Source organism: Micromonospora sp. WMMA1996 (assembly GCF_002573675.1).
Classification (GTDB): Bacteria; Actinomycetota; Actinomycetes; order Mycobacteriales; family Micromonosporaceae; genus Micromonospora; species Micromonospora sediminicola.
The window spans coordinates 3891277-3910128 of the sequence record NZ_PDHU01000001.1 but is presented as its reverse complement, the minus strand read 5'-3'; the positions used below and the strand labels follow the sequence as shown (position 1 = coordinate 3910128).

Annotated in this window: 19 protein-coding genes and 1 pseudogene; 12 read left to right on the top strand and 8 right to left on the bottom strand. The window is 75.0% G+C overall.

The window, feature by feature from the left end; all coding sequences use genetic code 11:
• Positions 1 to 556: 556 nt before the first annotated feature.
• Positions 557 to 1492 carry a DUF2332 domain-containing protein gene (locus tag COO58_RS18015; RefSeq protein ID WP_098745856.1) on the top strand — a complete coding sequence of 312 codons (936 nt, stop codon included), beginning with the start codon at positions 557 to 559 and terminating at the stop codon, positions 1490 to 1492.
• Positions 1493 to 1578: 86 nt separating this feature from the next.
• Here the strand turns inward: COO58_RS18015 and COO58_RS18010 are convergent, their stop codons facing one another.
• Positions 1579 to 2115, bottom strand: coding sequence for a hypothetical protein (locus tag COO58_RS18010; RefSeq protein WP_141561921.1), 537 nt, complete (start codon positions 2113 to 2115; stop codon positions 1579 to 1581).
• 102 nt (positions 2116 to 2217) lie between these two features.
• Here COO58_RS18010 and COO58_RS18005 point away from each other — a divergent pair, with 102 nt between their 5' ends.
• The 4 genes from COO58_RS18005 to COO58_RS17990 all read left to right on the top strand — a co-directional run bounded on the left by COO58_RS18005 (position 2218) and on the right by COO58_RS17990 (position 4766).
• Positions 2218 to 2859 (top strand): class I SAM-dependent methyltransferase, encoded by a 642-nt coding sequence (locus COO58_RS18005; protein ID WP_091579642.1) that lies wholly within the window; start codon positions 2218 to 2220, stop codon positions 2857 to 2859.
• Positions 2856 to 3833 carry an asparaginase gene (locus COO58_RS18000; protein WP_098745854.1) on the top strand — a complete coding sequence of 326 codons (978 nt, stop codon included), beginning with the start codon at positions 2856 to 2858 and terminating at the stop codon, positions 3831 to 3833. Before COO58_RS18005 ends, COO58_RS18000 begins: the two co-directional genes overlap by 4 nt.
• Positions 3834 to 3900: 67 nt before the next feature.
• Positions 3901 to 4134 carry a DUF5522 domain-containing protein gene (locus tag COO58_RS17995; protein WP_091579633.1) on the top strand — a complete coding sequence of 78 codons (234 nt, stop codon included), beginning with the start codon at positions 3901 to 3903 and terminating at the stop codon, positions 4132 to 4134.
• Between the two features lie 86 nt (positions 4135 to 4220).
• Positions 4221 to 4766, top strand: a complete 546-nt coding sequence (locus tag COO58_RS17990) for a hypothetical protein (RefSeq protein ID WP_091579628.1) — start codon at positions 4221 to 4223, stop codon at positions 4764 to 4766.
• 10 nt (positions 4767 to 4776) lie between these two features.
• On the opposite strand, the gene COO58_RS17985 is transcribed toward COO58_RS17990, so the two are convergent.
• Positions 4777 to 5463, bottom strand: coding sequence for a metal-dependent transcriptional regulator (locus COO58_RS17985; RefSeq protein ID WP_091579623.1), 687 nt, complete (start codon positions 5461 to 5463; stop codon positions 4777 to 4779).
• Between the two features lie 98 nt (positions 5464 to 5561).
• On the opposite strand from COO58_RS17985, the gene COO58_RS17980 reads away from it, so the two are divergent.
• Genes COO58_RS17980 through COO58_RS17970 form a run of 3 tightly spaced genes read left to right on the top strand, consistent with a single transcriptional unit; the run spans position 5562 to position 10208 of the window.
• A complete protein-coding gene (locus COO58_RS17980; protein WP_091579618.1) occupies positions 5562 to 6419 on the top strand; it encodes a sulfurtransferase in 858 nt (285 codons plus the stop codon).
• A gap of 47 nt (positions 6420 to 6466) precedes the next feature.
• Positions 6467 to 7648 carry an acetoin utilization protein AcuC gene (locus tag COO58_RS17975; protein WP_098746436.1) on the top strand — a complete coding sequence of 394 codons (1182 nt, stop codon included), beginning with the start codon at positions 6467 to 6469 and terminating at the stop codon, positions 7646 to 7648.
• Between the two features lie 4 nt (positions 7649 to 7652).
• Complete coding sequence (locus tag COO58_RS17970; protein WP_098745852.1) at positions 7653 to 10208, top strand: bifunctional GNAT family N-acetyltransferase/acetate--CoA ligase family protein; 2556 nt, start codon at positions 7653 to 7655, stop codon at positions 10206 to 10208.
• Between the two features lie 54 nt (positions 10209 to 10262).
• Here the strand turns inward: COO58_RS17970 and COO58_RS17965 are convergent, their stop codons facing one another.
• From COO58_RS17965 to sigB, 4 genes and pseudogenes are all read right to left on the bottom strand, one after another.
• On the bottom strand, positions 10263 to 10670 hold the full coding sequence (locus tag COO58_RS17965; RefSeq protein WP_098745850.1) for a VOC family protein: 408 nt from the start codon (positions 10668 to 10670) through the stop codon (positions 10263 to 10265).
• Positions 10667 to 11167 (bottom strand): SRPBCC family protein, encoded by a 501-nt coding sequence (locus COO58_RS17960; protein ID WP_255292667.1) that lies wholly within the window; start codon positions 11165 to 11167, stop codon positions 10667 to 10669. Before COO58_RS17960 ends, COO58_RS17965 begins: the two co-directional genes overlap by 4 nt.
• Positions 11164 to 11521 (bottom strand): annotated as a pseudogene (locus COO58_RS17955) (ArsR/SmtB family transcription factor). Before COO58_RS17955 ends, COO58_RS17960 begins: the two are co-directional and overlap by 4 nt.
• Before the next feature lie 96 nt (positions 11522 to 11617).
• Positions 11618 to 12604 (bottom strand): RNA polymerase sigma factor SigB, encoded by a 987-nt coding sequence (sigB, locus tag COO58_RS17950; protein ID WP_091579604.1) that lies wholly within the window; start codon positions 12602 to 12604, stop codon positions 11618 to 11620.
• Between the two features lie 220 nt (positions 12605 to 12824).
• Between sigB and COO58_RS17945 the strand changes: the two genes are divergently transcribed.
• Positions 12825 to 13613, top strand: coding sequence for a sporulation protein (locus COO58_RS17945; RefSeq protein WP_091583963.1), 789 nt, complete (start codon positions 12825 to 12827; stop codon positions 13611 to 13613).
• A 4-nt stretch (positions 13614 to 13617) separates the two neighbouring features.
• Here COO58_RS17945 and dtd read toward each other — a convergent pair whose 3' ends face one another.
• The gene (gene dtd / locus COO58_RS17940; protein WP_091579600.1) at positions 13618 to 14040 is read right to left on the bottom strand and encodes a D-aminoacyl-tRNA deacylase; all 423 of its coding nucleotides are present in this window, start codon (positions 14038 to 14040) and stop codon (positions 13618 to 13620) included.
• The gene (locus tag COO58_RS17935; RefSeq protein ID WP_176558836.1) at positions 14040 to 15524 is read right to left on the bottom strand and encodes a methyltransferase; all 1485 of its coding nucleotides are present in this window, start codon (positions 15522 to 15524) and stop codon (positions 14040 to 14042) included. The genes dtd and COO58_RS17935 overlap by 1 nt, the downstream gene beginning before the upstream one ends.
• A 184-nt stretch (positions 15525 to 15708) precedes the next feature.
• On the opposite strand from COO58_RS17935, the gene COO58_RS17930 reads away from it, so the two are divergent.
• The 3 genes from COO58_RS17930 to COO58_RS17920 all read left to right on the top strand — a co-directional run bounded on the left by COO58_RS17930 (position 15709) and on the right by COO58_RS17920 (position 18851).
• A complete protein-coding gene (locus COO58_RS17930) occupies positions 15709 to 16929 on the top strand; it encodes a S8 family peptidase (RefSeq protein ID WP_091579596.1) in 1221 nt (406 codons plus the stop codon).
• 111 nt (positions 16930 to 17040) lie between these two features.
• Positions 17041 to 17616: an HhH-GPD-type base excision DNA repair protein gene (locus COO58_RS17925; RefSeq protein ID WP_091579592.1), complete on the top strand. Its 576-nt coding sequence runs from the start codon at positions 17041 to 17043 to the stop codon at positions 17614 to 17616.
• A gap of 2 nt (positions 17617 to 17618) precedes the next feature.
• On the top strand, positions 17619 to 18851 hold the full coding sequence (locus COO58_RS17920; protein ID WP_098745849.1) for a low temperature requirement protein A: 1233 nt from the start codon (positions 17619 to 17621) through the stop codon (positions 18849 to 18851).
• Position 18852: the final 1 nt, after the last annotated feature.

Below are 18852 nucleotides of genomic sequence, written 5' to 3'. Positions count from 1 at the left end.
CGCTCCACCGTGGCGCGAGCGCGGCAGGGATCTCCCTGCCGCGCTCGCGGCGTCTCACGGTCCGCCCCATCGTCCGCCAGGTCCCCGAGCCGGCACGGTGGCCCGGGGCTCGTCCGGCCGAGGCGGATGGTGACCCGTGGTCGCCTTTCGAGCTGATATCAGGAACGACTCAGGCGCCCGGACACCCACGAACCGGCCCGGTCGTTCGGCACCGACGGACGTGCTGCCACCGACGAACGTGGTGCCACCGGCGGACGTGCTGCCACCGACGGACGTGATGACGCGGACGGGTCGCGGGCCGGAGCCGATCGTGCGTGGGCGACCCGGGACGTGGCGTGAGCGGACGGGTCGCGGTCCGGCGCCGATCCTGCGCGTGGCCGACCCGGGACGGGGGCGCACCGCGCGGAGGGGTTCCTGCCGCGGCTGCCGGTCGACGCGGAGAACCGCGCCGACGCGTCCCGGCCGTCGTGCCGGAGGGTTTCGGCCCCACGGCCGGAGCGGCGACAGGTGTGGACGGTCACAGACCACGACGCCCGGGAACTGGAATGCTCGCGGGATGACCACGGCCGACATCTATCTGGCATTCGCCGACCGCGAGGCGCGCGGCGTGTCCCCGGCGTACGAACGCCTGTCCCGTGCGGTGGCCCGCGACGCGGAGCTGCTCGCCCTGCTCGACACGCTGCCGCCGGCCAAGCGCCAGCCGAATCTGCTGTTTGGCGTGGTGCGGCTGGGCGGCGGGCCGGTGGACGACCCGGCGGCGTTCCGGGCGTACGTGTCGGCGCGCTGGCCGGAGATCGCGGCGCAGATGCGGGTCCGGGCGACGCAGACGAACGAGGCCGGCCGGTGCGCCGCGCTGCTACCGGTGCTCGCCGCGCTGCCGCAGCCGTTGGCGCTGCTGGAGGTGGGCGCCTCCGCCGGCCTGTGCCTCTACCCCGACCGGTACGCCTACCGCTACGGCGACCGGCTGGTCGGCGACGGGGAGCCGGTGCTCGACTGCGTGCTCACCGGCGTCGCCCCGCCCGCGCGACGACCGGAGGTGGTGTGGCGGGCCGGGCTGGACGTGAACCCGCTCGACGTCACCGACCCGGCGGACCTGGCCTGGCTGGACGCGTTGATCTGGCCGGAGCACCGGCACCGCCGGGAGCGGCTGCGCGCCGCGGCGGCGGTCGCCGGGTCCGATCCGCCGCTGCTGCTCCGGGGCGACCTGGTCGACGACCTGCCGGCGCTGGCGGCGCGCGCCCCGGCGGACGCGACGCTCGTCGTCTTCCACAGCTCGGTGCTCTACCAGGTGCCGCCGGCGCGCCGGGCGGCCTTCACCGCGCTGGTCGGGACGCTGCCCGGGCACTGGGTCGCCAACGAGGACCCGGCCGTGCTGCCGCACACCACGCTGCCCGAGCCGCCGGCCGGCGGGTTCCACAACGTCCTCGCCCTGGACGGCCGCCCGCTCGCCTGGACCCGCGGCCACGGCCAGGCAGCCACCTGGTTCGCCTGACCCACCACCCCGTCGATCACGAAGGTGGCGGCACGACACGCGGACGGATCGGCCGGCCAACTTCATGATCGACGGGGGTGGCGGGGTCAGTCGGGGAGGGACCGGATCGCCTGGTCGAGCACCTCGCGCAGGTCCGCCTCGGCGTCGGGGGGCAGCGTCTGGGGCTGCACCACCTGGTAGGCGACCCGCACCTGGTAGCGGTCGCCGCGCCAGGCCCAGGCGTCGAACCGGGTCTCGCCGCCGTCCCAGGGGCGCACCGCCGCGCACGACCTGTCGCCGGGGCCCGCCGTGGTCTCCTCGGCGGCGATCCGCGCGCACCGGTCCTGCCGCCACGCGTCGTCGTACATGCCCTCGGCGTCGACGGACACGGTGACCACCAGATCACCCCGCATCGAGGTGCCGCTGGTCAGGTCGACCGCGCACTCCCGGGAGCCGCTGCGGTCGCCGAGGTTCGCCGACGCGCTGGGCCGGGCGCCGGGCGCGAGCCGGCCCAGCAGGTCGGCGGGGAGCAGCGCGCACGGATCGCGGAGCTGGTCCGGCAGGGCGGTCTCGTCGGCGGAACAGCCGCTCGTGGCCATCACGAGCGCACCGGCGCACAGGATCATCGCGGTCGATCTCACCATGGGTCCTCTCTGGACGGTCGCGGGAGACCGTAGCAACGACGGTCAATATCAACTCCGGGTGGTCGGGGGCCTACCGAAAGGCGGGAACTAGGGTTGACCGTCGTGACCGAACCGCACTGGCTGACCGAGACCCGGGCCGCCTACGACACCGTCGCCGAGGACTACGCGCGGCTGCTGCCCGACGTGGTCGAGCCGCCGCTGGACCGGGCCGTGCTGGCCGCGTTCGCCGAGACGGTCGGGCCGGATCGGCCGGTGCTGGAGGTCGGCTGCGGCACCGGCCGGGTCACCGCCCACCTGCGTCGCCTCGGGGTCGACGTGAGCGGCGTCGACCTCTCGCCCGGCATGGTGGCGGTGGCCCGCCGGGCGTACCCGGAGCTGCGCTTCGCGGTCGGCTCGATGACCGAACCGATCGCCGCGGACGGGTCGCTGGCCGGGCTGGTCGCCTGGTACTCGGTGATCCACCTGCCGCCGGAGCTGCTGCCCGAGGTGTTCGCCGGCTTCCACCGGGCGCTCGCGCCCGGCGGGCACCTGCTGCTCGCCGTCAAGGCCGGCGACCGGCTCGACCGGCGGGAGCGGGCGTACGGCCACCGGGTCAGCTACGACGTGCACTGGCTGCCGCCGCAGCGGTTGTCCGCGCAGCTCGCCGCCGCCGGGTTCGTCGTCACGGCCACGGTCCTGCGTGAGCCGGTCGACGGCGAGCGGCAGCCCCAGGCGTTCCTGCTCGCGCGGCGGGGCGTCCGGTGACCGTCGCGCTGTTCACCCTCGGCGGGACCATCGCGATGGCCGGCGCCGGCGCCGGTGGAGTGGTCGCCCGGCTCACCGGCGCCGACCTCACCGCCGCCGTACCCGGGCTCGCCGACATCCCGCTCGACGTGCGCGACGTCGAGGCGGTGCCCAGCGCCGCGCTCGCGTACCGACAGATCCTCGACCTGGTGGACGCGGCGGCCGGGGCGGTCGCCGGCGGGGCGACCGGCGTGGTGGTCACCCAGGGCACCGACACGCTGGAGGAGACCGCGTGGCTGGCCGATCTGGTCTGGCCGCACGCCGCGCCGCTGGTGTTCACCGGCGCCATGCGCAACCCCACGCTGGCCGGCCCGGACGGGCCGGCGAACCTGCTCGCGGCCGTCCGGGTGGCGGCCGCACCGGCCGCGCGGGACCTCGGCGTCCTGGTCGCGTTCGCCGACGAGATCCACGCCGCGCGGTTCGTCCGCAAGACCCACAGCACGAGTACGGGCACCTTCGTCTCGCCCAACGCCGGGCCGCTCGGGCACGTGGTCGAGGGGCGGGTACGGGTGCTGACCCGGCCGCCCCGCCACGCGCCCCTGCCCGCGGTGGACCGCGAGCGGCTGGCCGCCACCCGGGTCGCGCTGCACACCGTGACGCTCGACGACGACGTGGCGGTGCTCGACGCCGTGGCCGCCGGCCGGGACGGGCTGGTGGTGGCCGGCTTCGGGGTGGGACACGTGCCGCCCGCGTTCGCCCCGGCGCTGGGCGCGCTCGCCGGGCGGATGCCGGTGGTGCTGACCTCGCGCACCGGCGCCGGGTCGGTGCTGCGGGACACCTACGGCGCGGTCGGCTCGGAACGGGACCTGCGGCGGCGCGGGCTGGTCGACGGCGGGCTGCTCGACCCGTACAAGGCGAAGGTGCTGCTGCGGCTGCTGCTCGCCACCGACGTCGACCCCACCGCCATCACGGAGGCGTTCGCGCGCCACGGGTGAGCGTGTTAAAAGGGGGCCCCGCCTATGCGCGAGACGTTAAGAAGGGGCCCTTCCTTACACTCCAGCGGTGAGTGACGAGCTGGCGGACCGCCCGCTGACCGAGCCGCACCCGTCGCGCCTGTCGCCGACGCACCCCGACCGGCAGCGGATCCTGGCCGCGCACGCCGCCGCGCTGGCCGCCGGGGAGGCCGGCTACCTGGACCCGGAGACGGGGCTGTTCGTGCTCAGCGCCGGCTTCCTGGCCCGGCGCGGCACGTGCTGCGGGCGAGGGTGCCGGCACTGTCCGTACGTGGCCGATTAGGGGGCTTCCGTCCCCGCCGGGCGGCCCGTACGGTGTCCGACGGAACTCCGGCGGGTCCGACCCGCCGCCGACCGCGGAGGTCTCCCGTGCGCGCCCGTACCTGGCTGGCCGCCTCGGCCGTCCTGCTCGCCACCGGCTGCGCCGACGAGGCCCCGGAGGTCGCCGTGCCGGCGGACCGGCCCCCGGTGGCGGTCGCCGCGGCGTCCTCCGGCGGGGCGTGCCGGCTGCTCGACTTCGCGGTGATCGCCGAGCACACCGGCGCCACCTTCGACGTGGCCGCCGCCACCGAGCGGGGGGACACCCACACCTGCGTGCTCCGCGCCCAGGCGGCCGTGCTGCCGGAACTGACGCTCTCGGTGACCGACACGTCGATCGACACGTCGACGTTCACGCTGGACGTGCAGCCGCGCGGGGCGGCCAAGGTCACCAAGCTCGGGAAGATCGCCTACCGGCGGACGCTGCCGAAGAGCGCGAAGGCCGGACCGGTCGCCGAGGTGGGCTGGCTGGCCGACGAGGGCCGGCTGGCCAGCCTGCGCTGGGCGACGCCGAAGGGCACCGCCACGGCCGAGGTCGAGAAGACCACCGGCAAGCTGGTCGCGCTGGCGAAGGTCCTCGACACCCGGAAGCTCTGAGCGCCGGGCGTCAGCGGGCCGCCACGAACACCCGGGAGGCCACCTCGCGGGGCAGCCGCACCCGGTCGCCGGAACGGTCGATGGAGACGCCGTCGCGTTCCTGCGCCACCGTCACGGTCGCACCCGGGTCGACACCCGCGGCGTGCAGCTGCCGCAGCACGTCGGCGTCGGTCTGCACGCTCTCGCAGATCCGCCGCACCACGACCGGGCCGGACAGGCCCGGGAACGCCAGGTTCCGCTCGCCCTCGACCGTCTCGACCGCCGGCTGGCCCGGGTCGCCCAGCTCCTCCAGGCCCGGGATCGGGTTGCCGTAGGGCGAGCGGGTCGGCCGGTTGAGCAGGTCGTAGACCCGCTTCTCCACCGCGTCGCTCATCACGTGCTCCCACCGGCAGGCCTCCTCGTGGGCCTCCTCGTAGGGCATCCCGATCACGTTGACCAGCAGCAGCTCGGCCAGCCGGTGCTTGCGCATCACGGACACGGCGGTGTTGCGGCCCAGCGGGGTGAGGGCCAGGTGCCGGTCGCCCTCGACGGTGAGCAGACCGTCGCGCTCCATCCGGGCGACGGTCTGGCTGACGGTCGGTCCGCTCTGCCTCAACCGCTCGGCGATGCGGGCACGCAGCGGCGGCACACCCTCCTCCTCCAGTTCGAGGATGGTGCGCAGGTACATCTCGGTCGTGTCAACCAGGTCGTGCTTCACGTCAGCGGCCTCCCGGCGTCCGATGCTACCCGTAACCACCGACCGTCGACCGCAGGCGAACCCGGAGGTCGCGGCCCGGATGGTGTTGACTGGACCGCATGTCCGGAACCGCAGAGCTTTTGGTCGAGCCGGACCGGCTCGCCGCCGAGATCGACCGCGCCGACCCACCCACCGTGCTCGACGTCCGCTGGCGGCTGGCCGGCCCGCCCGGTCGCGACGACTACGCCCTCGGCCACCTCCCCGGCGCCGTCTTCGTCGACCTGGACACCGAGCTGTGCGGGCGGCCCGGGGCCGCGGGCCGGCACCCGCTGCCCGACCCGGCCGCGTTGCAGGCGGCGCTGCGGGCCGCCGGCGTCCGCGCCGGTCACCCCGTGGTGGTGTACGACGGCGGCGACGGGATGTCCGCCGCGCGGGCCTGGTGGACGCTGCGCTGGGCGGGTCACCGGGAGGTGCGGGTGCTGCACGGCGGCTGGCCGGCCTGGACCGCCGCCGGCCTGCCGGTGGACACCGGGACGCCGGAGCCGACGCCCGGCGACGTGACGGTCGCCCCGGGCGGGCTGCCGGTGCTCGACGCCGCGGGGGCCGCCCGGCTCGCCGCCGCCGACTCCGGCGTGCTGCTCGACGTGCGGGCCGCGCCGCGTTACCTCGGCGAGCACGAGCCGGTCGACCCGGTCGCCGGGCACGTGCCCGGCGCGGTCAACCTGCCCGCCCCGGACTACGTCACGCGGGGCAGGTTCCCCGCCGCCGAGGCGCTGCGCGAGCGCTTCGCGGCCGCCGGGGTCGGCGGGGACGCGCCGGTCGGGGCCTACTGCGGCTCGGGGGTGACCGCCGCGCAGGCGGTGCTGGCGCTGCACCTGGCCGGTCGTCCGGACGCCGCCCTCTACGTCGGCTCGTGGAGCGAGTGGGTGGCCGACCCGGACCGTCCGGTGGCGACGGGCGGCACGTCCGGTCGGTGAACGGGCGGCTGGTGGGCGCGCCCGGGCCCGCGTGCGACGATGGCCGCATGGCCGACGACACGGTGGTGGTGTGGGACGAGGCCCTCCTCGCCTACGACATGGGCGACCATCCGCTCGACCCGGTCCGGGTCGAGCTGACCATGGCGCTCGCCCGGGAGCTGGGCGTGCTGGACCGGCCCGGGGTGCGGCTGGTCAAGCCCGAGCCGGCCGACGACGCGCTGCTGACCCGGGTGCACGAGCCGGCCTATCTGGACGCGGTCCGCGCCGCGCCGCGCGACCCGCTCTTCGCCGGCTTCGGCCTGGGCACCTCGGACAATCCGGTCTTCGACGGGATGCACGAGTCGAGTGCGCTGATCGCGGGCGCGACGGTGGCCGCGGCCGAGGCGGTGTGGCGTGGCGACGCCCGGCGCGCGGTCAACGTGGCCGGTGGGCTGCACCACGCCATGCCGGCGCGGGCTGCCGGGTTCTGCGTCTACAACGACCCGGCGGTGGCCATCGCCCGTCTGCTCGACCTCGGCGCGGAGCGGATCGCGTACGTGGACGTGGACGTGCACCACGGCGACGGGGTGCAGGAGATCTTCTACCACGACCCGCGGGTGCTCACGGTCAGCCTGCACGAGACGCCGCTGGCGTTGTTCCCCGGCACCGGGTTCCCGGACGAGACCGGCGGGCCGGGCGCGGAGGGCACCGCGGTCAACGTGCCGCTGCCGCCCGGGGTCGGTGACGCCGGCTGGCAGCGGGCGTTCCACGCGGTGGTGCCGTCGGTGCTGCGGGCGTACCGGCCCCAGCTGCTGGTCACCCAGTGCGGCGCGGACGGGCACCGCAGCGATCCGCTGGCCGACCTGCACCTGTCCGTGGACGGGCAGCGGGCCACCTACCGGGCGTTGCGGTCGCTCGCCGACGAGCTGTGCGACGGCCGCTGGGTGGCCACCGGCGGCGGCGGGTACGCGCTGGTCGAGGTGGTGCCCCGGGCCTGGACGCACCTGCTCGCGATCGCCACCGGCGAGCCGATCGACCCGGCCACGCTCACCCCGCCCGGCTGGCGGGAGCTGGCCGCGCGCCGGCGGCCCGGCCACGACGTCCCGCTGCGGATGACCGACGACGTGGATCCGGACTATCAGCCGTGGCAGCCGAGCGGCGAGCCGAACGCGGTGGACCGGGCGGTCGCGGCCACCCGCAAGGCGGTCTTCCCGCTGCTCGGGCTCGACCCGCACGATCCGCGCGACTGATCCGGTGACCACCGTCGAGCAACCGGTGGACGTGCTGCTCAGCGACGGCACGACCGTCCAGCTGCGACAGATCCGTCCGGACGACGCGCCGGAGATCGTGGCGATGCACGCGCGCTTCTCCGAGCGCACCCGCTACCTGCGCTACTTCTCGCCGTACCCGCGCATCCCGGAGCGGGACCTGAAGCGCTTCGTCACCGTCGACCACCGCGACCGGGAGGCGTTCGTGGTGCTGGCCGGCGAACGGATCGTCGCGGTCGGCCGGTACGAGCGGCTCGGTCCCGCCTCGCCGGAGGCCGAGGTGGCGTTCGTGGTGGAGGACGCCTACCAGGGTCGGGGCATCGGCTCCGTGCTGTTGGAGCACCTGGCCGACGCGGCCGGTCGGCACGGCATCGTGCACTTCGTCGCCGAGGTGCTCCCGGCGAACGGGACCATGCTGCGGGTCTTCGCCGACTTCGGCTACCAGGTGCAGCGCCAGTACGCCGACGGCGTGGTGCACCTGACCTTCCCGATCGCGGCGACCGAGGCGACGCTCGCGGTGCAGCGTGGCCGGGAGCACCGCACCGAGGCGCGTTCGATCGCCCGGTTGCTCGCCCCGCGCGGCATCGCCGTCTACGGCGCCAGCGCCACCGGCCAGGGTGTCGGCGCGGCGCTGCTCGGTCATCTGCGCGACGGCGGGTTCGCCGGCGCGATCGTGCCGGTGCACCCGAGCGCGGCGACGGTGGCCGGGTTGCCCGCGTACCCGTCGGCCGCCGACGCCGGCCTGGACGTCGACCTGGCCGTGGTGGCGGTGGCGCCGGAGGCGGTGACGGAGGTGGTCCAGGACGCGGCCCGGGCCGGCGCGCACGGGCTGGTGGTGGTCTCGGCCGGGTTCGCCGAGTCCGGTCCGGCCGGGGCGGCGGCGCAGCGGGCCCTGGTCCGCGCCGCGCACCTGGCCGGCATGCGGGTGGTCGGCCCGAACTGCCTCGGCGTCGCCAACACCGACCCGGCGGTACGCCTCAACGCCACGCTCGCCCCGGTGCTGCCGGCGCCCGGGCGGGTGGGCGTGTTCAGCCAGTCCGGCGCGTTCGGGGTGGCCCTGCTGGCCGAGGCGTCGCGGCGCGGGCTGGGGCTGTCCAGTTTCGTGTCGGCCGGCAACCGGGCCGACGTCTCCGGCAACGACCTGTTGCAGTACTGGCAGGACGATCCGGCCACCGACGTCATCACGCTCTATCTGGAGACGTTCGGCAACCCGCGCAAGTTCGCCCGGTTGGCCCGGCGCATCGGCCGGAGCAAGCCGGTGGTGGCGCTGGCGTCCCTGGCCCGGCCGCCGGGGGTGGGCGAGGCGCCCGCGCTGGACACCGCCGCGGTCAGCGCGCTCTTCGCCCAGTCCGGCGTGATCCGGGTGGACACCGTCGCCGAGCTGCTCGACGTGGGTGTGCTCCTGGCCCACCAGCCGCTGCCGGCCGGTCGGCGGGTGGCCGTGGTGGGTAACTCCTCGGCGCTGACCGGGCTGGCGGCGACCGCGTGCGCCGCGCAGGGGCTGGTCGTGGCGGACGGGTACCCGGAGGACGTCGGGCCGACCGGCGGCGCCGCCGCGTACGCCGCCGCGCTCGCCGCCGCCGTGGCCGACGAGCGGGTGGACGCCGTGGTGGCGGTCTTCGCCCCGCCGCTGCCCGGTCAGCTCACCGATCCGGAGGCCGACTTCGCCGCGGCGCTGCCCGACGCGCGGGCCACCGGCAAGCCGGTGGTGGCGACGTTCCTGGCCGGGCGGGTGCCGGCCGGGGTGCCGGCGTATCCGAGCGTGGAGGAGGCGGTGCGGGCGTTGGCCCGGGTCACCACGTACGCGGACTGGCTGCGCCGGCCGCCCGGCGTGCTGCCCGAGCTGCCCCGGGTCGACCGGGTGGCGGGGCAGGCCGCGATGCGGCCCGACGGGGCGGATCCGGCGGCGCTGCTGGGCGCGTACGGGATCGACGTGGTGCGGTCCGTGCCGGCCGGTTCGGCCGACGAGGTGGTGGCGGCGGGGGAGCGGCTCGGCTGGCCGGTGGCGTTGAAGGCGGCCGCGCCGGGGCTGCGGCACCGGCTCGACCTGGGCGCGGTCCGGCTCGACCTGGCCGACGCCGGCGCGTTGCGCCGCGCGTACGCCGAGATGGCCCCGGTGTTCGGTCCGGAGGTGCTGGTGCAGCCGATGGTCGCGCCGGGGGTGGCGTGCGTGGTGGAGCTGGTGGAGGATCCGGCGTTCGGGCCGGTGGTCGGGTTCGGCCTGGGTGGCGTGGCGACCGAGCTGCTCGGCGACCGGGCCTGGCGGGCGGTGCCGTTGACCGACCGGGACGCCGCCGAGCTGGTGGACGAGCCGCGGGCCGCGCCGCTGCTGCGGGGGCACCGGGGTGCCGCGCCGGTGGACCGGGCGGCCCTGGTGGACCTGCTGCTGCGGGTGGGCCGGCTCGCGGACGAGCAGCCCCGGGTGCGGTCGCTCACGCTCAACCCGGTGCTGGCCCGCCCGGACGGCATCTCGGTGTTGCACGCCACGGTGCGTACCGGCGCCGAGGCGGCGCGCCCCGACACCGGCCCGCGCCGGTTGTAAGGAAGGGCCCCTTCTTAACGCCTCCGGTAGAGAAAGGGCCCCTTCTTAACACCGTCAGCCGCGGGAGGAGATCTGCTGCACCGACCACTCGTTGCCGTCGGGGTCGCGGAAGAAGACGAAGCCGACGTTGTCCAGCGGGTGCGGCACCGGTCGGGGGTTCCGGCCGACGACCTGGATGTCGCCGACCTCCACACCCCGCTCGACCAGCTCCGCCCGGGCCTTCTCCAGGTCGGACACGACCAGTTGCAGCCCCTTGAGCGAGCCGGGCGGCATCTCCGGCACGACGCCACGGCCGAGGACGATCGAGCATCCGGAGCCCGGGGGCGTGAGTTGCACGATGCGTCCGACCCCGCCCAGGTCGGTGTCGTGGTCGACGGCGAAGCCGACCCGCTCGGCGTAGAACTCCTTGGCCCGGTCGATGTCGGAGACCGGCACGATGACCACTTCCAGGGTCCAGTTCACGGGGTCACTCCCTCTGTCGTCGGGTGCAGCAGGTCCGTGAGCCGGTCGAACGCCTCGGCCAGGCCACGGGTCATGGGATAGCGCAGCACGGTGTCGCGGCCCCGCCGGGTGGCGAACCGCAGGGTGGTGACGACCGTGGTCCGTCCCGCCGACTCGGTGAAGTCGTGGCGGACCAGCGTCTCGCCCGGGTAGGACTGGTCGTCGAAGAGTTCGGTGCACACCAGCCGGGCCGGCGGGTCGATCTCCCGGTAGGTGCCGCCCTGACCCATCAGCGTGCCGTCGGGGCCCCGGGAGACGAAGCGCCAGCGCCCGTCCACCCGCAGGTCCACCTCGCACTCGACCAGGTGCCAGCCCCGCGCGCCCCACCAGCGGACCAGCAGGTCGGGGCGGGTGAAGGCGGCGAACACCAGGTGTCGGGGGGCGGCGAAGTCGCGACTCAGCCGGATCTCCCGGTCACCGTGGAGGGTCACGGTCAGGTCCGGCGGAGCGGCGCTCACCGCTGGTCCCCGACGGTCAGTTCGGCGAGCACCTCGTCGAGGCGCGCGTAGCTCTCGGCCCAGTAGTCCCGGTAGTCGGCCAGCCACGCGACGGCCGCCCGCAGCGGCCGTGCGTCCAGCCGGCAGGGGCGTCGCTGGGCGTCGCGGCCCCGGGTGACCAGGCCGGCGCGTTCGAGCACCCGGAGGTGCTTGGAGACGGCCGGTTGGCTCATCGCGAACGGCGCGGCCAGCTCGGTGACGGTCGCCTCGCCGGCGGCCAGCCGGGTGAGGATGGCCCGTCGGGTGGGGTCGGCCAGTGCGGCGAAGGTCGCGTCGAGCAGGTCGGCGGTCACGTTCATAACCTCCTGGTTTGATAACCAGTTGGTTTTATCCGCTGCGAGCGGCCGCGTCAAGCACCGGACACGCGACAGGCCCCGGCGAACCGCCGGGGCCTGTCGGTGGGGCGTCGGGTCAGCAGGCGTACGCCTCCAGCCGGTTCGCCCGCTCCGGGTCACGCAGCTTGAGCAGCGTCACCTTCTCGATCTGCCGGATCCGCTCCCGGGACAGCCCGAACTCGCGGCCCACCTCGTCCAGCGTGCGCTGGCGGCCGTCGTCCAGGCCGAAGCGCAGCCGGATCACCGCCTGCTCCCGCTGGGACAGCGTGGCCAGCACGATCCGCACCTCGTTGCGCAGCTCGCCGTTGGTGGCGGCGTCGCCCGGCTCCGCGCGCGGGTCCACCGCGGCGACGAAGTCGCCGAGGGCGCTCTCCCCGTCCTCGCCGACCGCCTGGTCCAGGCTCACCGGCTCCCGGTCGTACGAGATCAGCTCGATCACCTGGAACTCGGGGATCTCCAGCGCGGTGGCCACCTCGGCCACGGTGGGCTCGCGACCCAGCGCCACGGACAGCTCGCGGCGCACCCGGACCATCCGGTTGACCTGCTCGACCATGTGCACCGGGATGCGGATGGTGCGGGCCTGGTCGGCCATGGCGCGGGTGATGGCCTGGCGGATCCACCAGGTGGCGTACGTGGAGAACTTGTAGCCCTTGGTGTAGTCGAACTTCTCGACCGCGCGGATCAGGCCGAGGTTGCCCTCCTGGATCAGGTCGAGGAACGCCATGCCGCGTCCGGTGTAGCGCTTGGCGATGCTCACCACCAGCCGCAGGTTCGCCTCCAGCAGGTGGTCCTTGGCGGCGCGCCCCTCGGCGGCGACCAGCGCCAGGTCCGCGCGCAGCTCGGCGGAGACCGGCGTGCAGGTGGCCAGCTTCTCCTCGGCGAAGAGCCCGGCCTCGATCCGCTTGCTCAGCTCCACCTCCTGCGCCGCGGTGAGCAGCTTGGTGCGGCCGATCCCGTTCAGGTACGCCCGGACCAGGTCGGTGGAGACGCCGCGCTCGTCGGTGGCGTCCAGGTCGGTGAGGGTGACGTCCATGTCCTGGTGCTCGATCATTCGCTGGGTCATCTCTGTTCTCCCCGTGTCCTACGTGCCGTACCGGTCCCCGTGCCGCCGGCGCGGTGGGCCGGTGACAACAAGCTTGGCGGTCGGGGCGTGAGACGGGAGTGAGGCGATCGGGGACCCGACACGAATCCGGGCGGAAGTCCGGCTGTCGCTTGCCCGACCCGGATACCGTGCCAGCGTCCGGCCGGTGGGGCCGGGAACGAACCGGCGATCGGAGAACGTGGTGGTCTTCAAGCGGCTCATGCAGGCGATGGGTGTGGGCGGTCCGTCGGTGGAGACGGTGCTGGCCAACCCGAACTGCCGCCCGGGCGGTCAGCTGGAGGGCCGCGTCCACGTGGTCGGCGGCGACCACCCGGTGGATGTGAGCTGGGTCGCGCTCGGCCTGGTGACCCGGGTCGAGGTGGAGAGCGGCGACTCGGAGTACGACACCACCCAGGAGTTCGGCCGGGCCCAGGTGACCGGCCCGTTCCGCCTGGACCCGGGGCAGCGCTACGACGTGCCGTTCCGTTTCCAGGTGCCCTGGGAGACCCCGCTCACCGACCTCTACGGCCAGCACCTGCACGGGATGACGATGGGTCTGCGGACCGAGCTGGAGGTGGCCCGGGCGGTGGACAAGGGCGACCTGGACGCGGTCGCGGTGCACCCGCTGCCCGCCCAGGAGCGCCTGCTGGAGGCGTTGCTGCGGCTGGGCTTCCGGTTCGCCCGCGCCGACGTCGAGCGCGGCCACATCTACGGCGTACGCCAGCAGCTGCCGTTCTACCAGGAGATCGAGTTCTACCCGGCGCCCCAGTACGCCGGCGCGATGAACCAGCTGGAGGTCACCTTCGTCACCGACCCGCAGCAGGTGCAGGTGGTGCTGGAGATGGACAAGCGGGGCGGCCTGTTCACCGAGGGGCGGGACGCGTTCGGCCGGTTCACTGTGGACCACGCCACCGCCGATCGCACCGACTGGGCCGCCCAGCTCGACGGCTGGCTGCGCCAGTCGCTGTCCCGTCGGGGTCTGTTCTTCTAGGCCGTCAGAGGTCCAGCAGGAGGGTGCGGGGACCGACGTTGACGCTCTCCACCAGCATGTGGGTGCGGAAGCGGCCGGTCTCCACCTTCGCGCCCCGGGCGCGCAGCTCCTCGACGACGGTGTCCACCAGGGGTTCGGCCACCTCGGCCGGGGCGGCGGCGGTCCAGCTCGGCCGCCGCCCCTTGCGGGCGTCGCCGTAGAGCGTGAACTGACTGACCACGAGCAGCGGCGCGCCGGTGTCGGCGGCGCTGCGGTCGTCGTCGAGGATGCGCAGCTCGTGCAGCTTGCGGGCCATGGTGGCGGCGACCTGCGGGGTGTCGGTGTGGGTGACGCCGAGCAGCACCAGCAGCCCGTCGGCGATCTCGCCGACCACCGCGCCGTCGACGGTGACCGACGCCCGGCCGACGGTCTGCACCAGCGCCCGCATCAGTCGGTCACCGGTTCGACGAGGCCACGCTCGACCAGGTGCGCCACGATCGGTCCGGCCGCCTCGGCCAGCTCGTCCGGTGCCACGTCGTGCGCGGCGGCGAGCAGGGCGAGCTGGTCGCGCAGCGGCAGCCGGCCGTCCGCGCCGCCGACCAGGGCGAGCACCAGCGGGTCGACCTCCTCCGACCAGCGCAGGCCGCGCGGCATGGCCAGGACCTGCCGGTCCACCGCCCAGCCGTCGTCGCCCATGGTGGCCTCCTGGCGCAGCTGGAGCCCGTCGGCGGCCCGGTAGCGGGCGGCGAGCAGGCCGTCGGTGTCCCGGGCGCGCAGCCAGTCCTGCCGGTCGAACCACTCGCCGATCCGGTCGCCGAGCGGCGGTTCGACCCGCTGGCGCAGGTCCTCGACCCGGACGATCGGCTGGTCGTGCCCGGCCCGGCGCAGCGAGACGATGCCGAACCCGATCGCCTCGACCTTGTGCGCGTCGAACCAGTCCAGCCAGGCCTCCATCCGCGCCGGGTCGGCGCGCTCGCCGACGTCGGTCAGCCAGAGGTTCACGTACGCCATCGGGTCGGCCACCTCGCGCTGGATCACCCAGGCGTCCAGGCCGGTGCCGGCGAACCAGCCGGTGACCCGCTCGGCCCAGTCCTCGCCGGTGACGTGCACCCAGTTCGCCAGGTACTGCATGGTGCCGCCCTCGGTGAGCAGGTCCGGCGCGGCGGCGGCCAACTCGGCGCCGATCGCGTCGCCGACCCGGCCGGAGTCGCGGTAGACGTGCGTGGTGGTGCCGGGGCCGACCACGAACGGCGGGTTGCTGACCACCAGGTCGAAGCGGCGTCCGGCCACCGGGGCGACCATGTCCCCGCGCAGCAGCTCCCAGTCCTGTCCGTTGAGCGCGGCGGTGGTGGCGGCGAAGCGCAGCGCCCGCTCGGAGACGTCGGTGGCGGTGACGTGGCGGGCGTGGGTGCCCAGGTGCAGCGCCTGCACGCCGGAGCCGGTGCCGAGGTCGAGCGCGGTGTCGACCGTGCGGCGCACGGCGGCGCCGATCAGCGTCTGGGTGGCGCCGCCGACGCCCAGCACGTGCTCGGCGTGCAGCGGCCGGCCCGGCCGGGCGCTGGCCGGCACGTCGGCGAGCACCCACCAGTCGTCGCCGTACGGCTCCAGGTCGACGCCGGCGCGCAGCCCGTCGCCGTGGCGCTCGACGATGCCCCCGGCCAGCGCCTCGTCCACGGTCAGCGGGGCGAGCGCCTCGGCCACGACCGGCTCGGGCTCGGTCTGGTCGCAGATGAAGACCCGGATCAGCGTGGCCAGCCGGTCGCGGTCCTCGGTGGCGCGCAGCGCGGCCCGGTGGTCGTTGCGGGCCACGCCGCCGGTGGCCTGCGGACCGAGCCGGTCGGCGATTCCGTTCGCGGTGAAGCGGGCCAGCGTCAGCGCGGTGCGCAGCGCGTCCACCCCGGCGGGGGAGAGCAGCATGTCGTGACGGTTCACACCGGCCATCCTGCCTCGCCCGGCGGCCGGCGTGGCGCGCACCCGCCGGAACCGGACCGCAGACCGTATCAATCGGCAACTATCTCTTTCACGAGCATCAATGTATGGCTAGCATTCCCTCCAACATCCGTCGATGGGCGGTCCCGCCGGCCACGAACCGGCCCGCCCGGTAGGGAGCCAGACGATGCCCGACGTGTCCGTTCCCCGGCGGCGTGCGCTGCGCGCGCTCGCCGTCACGGCCGCCGCCGCGGCCCTCACCGCCGCCGCCTCCACCCCGGCCCTCGCCGCGCCGACCGGCGAGATCCGGTACGCCGGCGCCGCCGACGCCGTCAGCGGCAGCTACGTGGTCGTGCTCAAGGGCGACGCGGTCGGCACCGCGAACAGCCGCACCGCCCGCACCGCCGTGCCGGACCGGGCCGCCGGCCTGGCCAAGCGCTACGGCGGCGCCGTCGGCACGGTGTGGAGCGCCGCCCTCACCGGCTACAACGCCACGATGAGCGCCGCGCAGGCCCGTCGGCTGGCCGCCGACCCGGCCGTCGCCTACGTCGAGCAGGACCGCCGGGTGACCGTCCAGGGCACCCAGACCGGCGCCACCTGGGGCCTGGACCGGATCGACCAGCGCAACCTTCCGCTCAACAGCACCTACACCTACCCGAACACGGCCAGCAACGTGCGGGCCTACATCATCGACACCGGCATCCGGACCACCCACACCGACTTCGGCGGCCGGGCGACCTGGGGCACCAACACGGTGGACAGCAACAACACCGACTGCAACGGCCACGGCACGCACGTCGCCGGCACGGTCGGCGGCACCCGGTACGGCGTGGCCAAGGGCGTCCGCCTGGTCGCCGTGAAGGTGCTCAACTGCTCCGGCAGCGGCACCACCGCCGGCGTGATCAGCGGCGTCAACTGGGTCACCTCGAACGCGGTGAAGCCGGCCGTGGCCAACATGAGCCTCGGTGGCGGCGCCAGCAGCACGCTGGACAACGCGGTGGCCAACTCGATCAGCTCCGGCATCACGTACGCCGTCGCGGCCGGCAACTCCAGCGCCAACGCCTGCAACTCCTCGCCGGCCCGGGTCGCCTCGGCGCTCACCGTCGGCTCCACCACCAGCAGCGACGCGCGGTCGTCCTTCTCCAACTACGGCTCCTGCGTGGACATCTTCGCCCCGGGCTCGTCGATCACCTCGGCCTGGCGCACCAGCGACACCGCGACCAACACGATCAGCGGCACGTCGATGGCGTCCCCGCACGTGGCCGGCGCCGCGGCGCTCGTGCTCGGCGCCAACCCGTCCTACACCCCCTCCCAGGTGGCCAGCTACCTGACCAGCAACGCCACCACCGGCAAGGTGACCAACCCGGGCTCGGGCTCGCCGAACCGGCTGCTCTTCGTGGTGAACTGACCGCACCGTGAGCCGCGCGGCCCGGTGGACCCCAGCCCGGTCCACCGGGCCGCGTCGCGCTCGTCGGGGAGTCGCCCCCGCGACCGGTGGCCGGGGCGGCAGGATGGGGGCATGACGCTCTCCCTGCCCATCGACCCGCAGGCCAACGAGCTGCTCGGGCGCAGCCCGCTGGCGTTGCTCCTCGGCATGGTGCTGGACCAGCAGGTGCCGATGGAGAAGGCGTTCTCCTCCCCGTACGTGCTGACCCAGCGGCTCGGCCACGAGCCGGACGCCCGGGAACTGGCCGGGTACGACCCGGAGGCTCTGGTGGAGCTGTTCGCCCGGCCCCCGGCGCTGCACCGCTTCCCCAAGGCGATGGCCGCCCGCACCCAGGAGGTCTGCCGGGCGCTGGTCGAGCGCTACGACGGCGACCCGGCCCGGCTCTGGTCCGACGCGGCCGACGGCCGGGAGCTGCTGCGCCGGGTGGGTGAGCTGCCCGGCTTCGGCCGGCAGAAGGCGCAGATCTTCGTCGCCCTGCTCGGCAAGCGGTTCGGGGTCACCCCGGCGGGCTGGCGCGAGGCGGCCGGCGACTACGGCGACCCGGCGGCGCACCGGTCGGTGGCCGACGTGACCGACCCCGAGTCGCTGCGCCGGGTACGCGAGTTCAAGCAGCGGATGAAGGCGGAGGCGAAGGCCGCGAAGGGCTGACCATGAGCGAGCAGCGGGGCGGGGCGCTGCTGCGCACCATGGCCAGTTCGGAGCGGGCGACGTTCCTGGAGCTCTTCTTCGACCTGGTCTTCGTCTTCGCGCTGACCCGGGTGTCGCAGCGACTGATCACCGACCTCGACGGCTCCGGCGAGACGATGGTCGCCGGTGTCGGCCGGACGCTGCTGCTCTTCCTGGTCCTCTGGCACGTCTGGACCATCACCACCTGGGTGACCAGCCGCTACGAGCCGGAGCGGATCGTGATCCAGGCGCTCGTGGTCGGCACCGCGTTCGGCAGCCTGGTGCTCGGGGTGACGCTGCCCCGCGCGCTGGAGGAGCGGGCGCTGCCGTTCGTGCTCGCGTACGTGGTGATGATGGTCGGCCGGCCACTGGTGATCGTGGCGGCGCTGCGCGGCCACCCGCGGCGGACGGTTCCGCTGCGGCTCGCCGCCTGGGCCGGCACCAGCGCGCCGCTCTGGCTGGCCGGCGCGCTGCTGCCCGGGGCGCGCCTGCCGCTGTGGGTGGTGGCGCTGGCGGTGGACTACCTCGGCACGTACCTGGGGTGGCCGCTGCCCCGGCTCGGGCGGTCCCGCATCCGGAGCTGGCTGGTGGCCGGGGAACACCTGGCCGAGCGCTACCAGCAGATCTTCCTCATCGCGCTCGGCGAGTCGGTCCTGGTGATCGGGGTGGCCTACAGCGGCGAGCGGTTCTCCCGGCAGGGCGCGGCGGCGTTCACGCTCGCGTTCCTGGTCACCGCGCTGCTCTGGCGGATCTACTTCCACCGGGCCGGGTTCCTGCTCGCCGAGGCGCTGCGCCGGGCCGGCTCCCCGGGGCGGCTGGCCGAGTCGGCCGCGCAGACGCACCTGTTCATGGTGCTCGGGGTGCTCGCCGCCGCGGTCGGCTACGAGCTGGTCATCGCCCACCCGTTCGACCCGGCCGAGCCGCGCTGGCTGGTCTTCGTGGCCGGCGGCCCGGCCCTGTTCCTGGCCGCCCGGTCCCGCTTCGAGTACGAGATCTTCGGTCGGATCTCCCGCTCCCGGCTGGCCGGTCTGCTGGCCCTGGTGCTGCTCGCGCCCGTGCTGACGGCCGGCCCGGCGCTGCTGGCGCTGGGCACGGTGGCCGGCGTGCTGGCGCTGGTCGCGCTCGCCGACGCCCGGCACGCCCGAGGTCGGCCGCCGGAGTCCTCCGCCTCGCCCCTGGGCCGGGAGATGCGCGGTGAGGCCGGCCCCGAGGCGTGAG